The organism is Thalassolituus sp. UBA3500, assembly GCF_002377545.1.
Classification (GTDB): Bacteria; Pseudomonadota; Gammaproteobacteria; order Pseudomonadales; family Oceanobacteraceae; genus Thalassolituus.
Window position 1 is genome coordinate 16,760 of record NZ_DFQB01000043.1, and the last position, 3,386, is coordinate 20,145.

The following is a 3,386-nucleotide window of genomic DNA, read 5'->3' on the forward strand; positions in this document are numbered from 1 at the left end:
AATCCTTAGAGAAAATGTTCGCTCAATAAACCGACTTCCAGCTAGCTGTGCTTTTAACTGATACTCTCCCTGCAACTCAATCTTATCTGCATGGACATCTACTAATCTAATGTTCGGATAGGCCGAGAGAAAAGCCTCTAGGCCTACAGCCTTCCAGTGCTTCATCTATTGCTTAAACCATGGCTTTGGGTCAGATGATTGAATTGCGAACGTTGGTTTTGTTGTTACCGCAGGAATACCCAAGAGACGTGCTACCGAACTTGAATCAAGCTTCAGATCCAAACCATTTTGCGCCGCATTTACTATTCGTTGCGTATCATCACTTGAACAAAGAGCACTAAAATCAGCTCTAGCTTGATATAGCCATTTATAAAAATTTTCTTGCAATCGGTATTGAGCAGATTTTTCGTCATACCACTTGTCTGCAAAATCTTCGGCTGGATTGACTGGATTCGGAATCATTGGCGCTTGTGCAGAAATATAGTCATCCATCTCGGAGAGCACCGTATTCAACGCTGAAGCCAAATCACTTTCACCTTTATATGATTTAGCAGCCAATGTAGTGATAATTACCGATATTGGCTTACTATCCTCATTATTCTTAAACATAGTGTCACGATGACGCTTCAATAATTGGATAACCTGCTGTAAGGGTGTCTTCCATTGATAATATGGCAGACTATCTATACTGGCTTTAAATCGCATTTCGCGTTCGTTTATTACTAAACGCGCGGTTTTCATGCGCGTTTCAAACCATCGAGCATATCCTTCAGGATTGCTGATACGCCAGTTTTCATTCACAACTGCATAAGTGGAATCTGTGTTGTCGGTAATCGAAACTGCAAGCTGAGACACGCTTTGAGCCAAGTTTTCATCAAACTTAGAGTTTTCGACCATCCGCTTTTTCAAAAGGCCTCTTCCTGTATCACTCTCTGGCACACACGGAACTATATCCATGTGAAAGCTAAGCCCATCGGCATACTCTAAGCGCCAACAGCGTTTTTTCTCGACTAGCTCTTCCTTAATGCCTCTGGCGTTTCGATAAAGCTCTAATTCATGACCGACTAGGTGCTTTAATTGCTTTTGAGTGATGGACGTTTTATCCAGGCCACGCCGAAGATTGCAACCCATGTCTAGGTCATACTGTTCTTCTGAATCGGGCCTAATCGCCGTACCTAGACGAAAGGAACCTTGAGAAAACACGTGGGGATCAAAATTCACGCATGTTGACTCTGGGCGATGTAACCAATCACCTAGATCCTTATAGCGTTTTTCAGCCTTTTCATAAGCACTGTCTGGTAGTTCAATTTTTTCCAGAATTGTGTTTAGAACATCGTTACTTTTAGTATTACTCATGGAGATCTCCTCGAAGCTCGACTGCCATTACAAATTGTTGTGTTTTTATGTCGTGGTCATAAATAAGCCATGGCATATCAGCCTTAGGCATTCTGGCCCGTCCTAATTCGACGGCACACGATACTGGCATCACAGGAAAAATTTGCAGTGGAGTCGCATCGCCGTGTGTATTCTTGATTTCAACAATCAGTTTTCTTATGCACTTCCTGAACAAGGAGAGCTGCTGCTTTGACTGCATGAAATCATTATGAGGGTGCTTGATAGTCACTTCCCAAATCGATGTATCTGGCCCTATAACCCGAGTAATTCGCTCATGCGACACATGGTCACTCAAAGAAAGTACCAGGGCTGGCTTTCCCTCCATATTTTGAGGTCTGTTGATGATGTACTCAAAATCATCTGAACAGTCTTGCCAAAACCAGCCTTTAGGCTCTCGATGCAGCTGATAAGTCTCGACATCAATTTTGTCGGTGAGCAAAGCGCCAAGTTTTATTAACAATGGTTGAGGAGCTAACGCGAACAATGAAAAATGCTTACAAGAATCCTCTTCGATGATCGATGAAATTTTACTTTGAAAACGCTTCGTTAGGTGTTGCGACTCTGCTTGCCAATATTGTTCAGAGTGATCTTTCAGCTCTGATACCATGGATAGTGTCACTGGCTTTTCAGTTGCCGGATACCAATTCGGAAACATTGCCTCAACACAACCGTGATAATTCATCGGTGATCTTTCGGTTCCAATATTGGCACCATATAAGACAACATTTGATTTGCGATCAGGAGCAATGCCTGTGAGGATTTCTATTCGTTGCTCATGCTGCATTTTCCAACTAATCAAGAGGTCGGCTGGATACCTATCTTCGCTGCCTTTCTGGTCAATTTTTTTGTGACAGTCATAGCACATCAACATGAGGTTGCTGACGTCATTCAAGCTGGTTGGCTTAGTTTTAAAGAGTCCCCAACCACGAGGCCCATTCTCAGAAAATGCGTAAATATGAGCATTTTGAGAGACATTGACCGATTCCTGAGTCACCGCTGATTTGTATAGCAATTTATTACACCCGCTAAACTGACAACGAGCAGCGGCACGAGCCCAAAGTTCTCGCTCAACTTTACGGTCTATGGGTCTTGTGACTTTAGCGACCATTCAAAACTCCTATAGTTTACCAATTAAAGGAAGTGAGCGCGGTGTTGTCGCATCACAGAGCAAATGGCTGACATAAGCACATCCAGCGATTAGCCCCAGCCCGCGAAGACACTTATCAATTGCCTCTTCCGGTTGCCACTCATACAAATGTTTGAGACCAACACCTAGTGCAGTTAACACCAATAGACTGTGGCAAAACTGGCGATGGTGAGGGTTACCCAAAGAGGGTTCCAAAATATCTGGAAGCTTGCCAAATAGAGAGCCAACCGTAATGGCAGTTACAGGATGGTGACTGACCGCTTGTTTTTTGTTGTCCGCCAGGGCAACGGTTAAACCAACCGCAGCCCCGACGACCAAATGGGTTTTACCATTAGCCAAACTATTTCTCCTTCCTGACATCTTTAAAAGGTGTTTTGTCGGATGTCTTTATATCCATGAATCGACCAGTATCAGCATCTCGCTTTACCCAATGTCCGCTTGGCGTCTGAGTCTGAGATCTACCTTTAACGGCACCGTTTCTGTGTCCGTCACCTGATGGGGGATTTGTAGCCATATAGCCTCCTATTCTGCTTAAATTAATCACATTTATCAGATATTAATAAAAAAGATCCAAAGGATCTGATCAAACAATAAACTTCAATTCTGATTAACGCAATCAGATTAACCAGAAAATCAAAAAAAACTACAAAATTGATCGGTAGACAAATTCCAGTCCACCTGACTCTGCCACTTCTTTTTGACCTAACACAAGACCTGTAGCATGAAGCTTCTTCAATCGACCACTGGCATTCTGTGCTGAAATGTCAAAGTGCTTAGATACATGTGACGAAGTCACTGTCTTTTTTGCAATAACAAAATCTAGAAGCTCTTTGACAGTCGCACT

4 protein-coding genes are annotated in these 3,386 nt (G+C 42.9%); all 4 read right to left on the reverse strand.

All coding sequences use genetic code 11. The features are described from left to right. Nucleotides 1-165: 165 nt before the first annotated feature. Nucleotides 166-1,356: a nucleotidyltransferase domain-containing protein gene (locus B2R29_RS10830; RefSeq protein ID WP_301181090.1), complete on the reverse strand. Its 1,191-nt coding sequence runs from the start codon at nucleotides 1,354-1,356 to the stop codon at nucleotides 166-168. After that, the gene (locus tag B2R29_RS10835; RefSeq protein WP_301181091.1) at nucleotides 1,349-2,503 is read right to left on the reverse strand and encodes an SAVED domain-containing protein; all 1,155 of its coding nucleotides are present in this window, start codon (nucleotides 2,501-2,503) and stop codon (nucleotides 1,349-1,351) included. The genes B2R29_RS10830 and B2R29_RS10835 overlap by 8 nt, the downstream gene beginning before the upstream one ends. Before the next feature lie 9 nt (nucleotides 2,504-2,512). Next, on the reverse strand, nucleotides 2,513-2,881 hold the full coding sequence (locus B2R29_RS10840) for a metal-dependent hydrolase (protein ID WP_011788464.1): 369 nt from the start codon (nucleotides 2,879-2,881) through the stop codon (nucleotides 2,513-2,515). A 304-nt stretch (nucleotides 2,882-3,185) separates the two neighbouring features. Beyond that, nucleotides 3,186-3,386, reverse strand: a 201-nt coding sequence (locus tag B2R29_RS10845; protein ID WP_301181092.1) for a MarR family transcriptional regulator, incomplete at its 5' end; no start/stop codon positions are given.